Source organism: Polaromonas sp. P3_C2 (genome assembly GCF_056402675.1).
Window position 1 is genome coordinate 1 of record NZ_JBFUGX010001113.1, and the last position, 826, is coordinate 826.

Annotated in this window: 1 protein-coding gene; it reads left to right on the top strand. The window is 55.9% G+C overall.

All coding sequences use genetic code 11. The features are described from left to right. Positions 1-66: 66 nt before the first annotated feature. A complete protein-coding gene (locus AC1DWI_RS24985) occupies positions 67-774 on the top strand; it encodes an acylneuraminate cytidylyltransferase family protein (RefSeq protein ID WP_477671336.1) in 708 nt (235 codons plus the stop codon). The last annotated feature ends 52 nt before the right edge of the window (positions 775-826 follow it).

Here is an 826-nt window from a genome sequence, read left to right on the forward strand (position 1 = left end):
GGATAACTCCGGTGACCCTGAAATCCGACATCACTTGATTGAGGCGACACGCGTCGCAATTGCAGCATGACAGCACCCTGCAATATCATCACGATTTGCGCTCGCGGAGGCAGCAAGGGGCTGGTACGCAAAAACGTATTGCCTTTCGCGGGCAAGCCGCTCATCGCCCATACGATAGGCCAGGCCCTTGCCTGCAAGGGAGTAGCCGGCGTCTATGTATCCACTGACGACGATGAGATTGCCGAGGTTGCACTGCAATACGGAGCACTGGTGCCTTACCGCCGGCCTGCGGCGCTCGCCAGCGATACAGCTGCCAAGATTCCGGCGATTGAGCATTTGGTATGTCTGCTTGAGGGTCAGGGCCAGATTATCGGAAGTGTGATGGATCTACAGCCCACTTCGCCACTACGCACAGTTGACGATCTGAACGCTGCGCTGGCGCTGGGGAGCAATGAGGATCTGGTGGTGAGTGTGACGGAACCTTCCCACAGTCCTTATTACACTCTTGTAGAGCAAACGCCTGCCGGCCTGCTGCAGTTGAGCAAGCCAGCTACATTTGTGCGCAGGCAGGACGCACCTACAGTATGGGGACTGAACGGTTCCATCTATGTCTGGAGCCGAGCCGCACTTCGCAAGGCATCGGCGGAAGGCTTCTGGAGTGTGCAGGCCAGACCTTATGCCATGCCGCGCAGTCGTTCTGTAGACATAGATAACCAAGAAGACTTTGAATGGGCAGAATGGCTGTTTCTCCGGCAATATGAGCAGGAAAGGTAACGACGTGACTGGAAAACGGGTTTTTATCATCGCCGAAGGCGGTGTCAATCAC

Bases quoted from the DNA above. Each gene is read 5' to 3' on its own strand.
- AC1DWI_RS24985 (WP_477671336.1), top strand. From the start codon at position 67: ATGACAGCACCCTGCAATATCATCACGATTTGCGCTCGCGGAGGCAGC.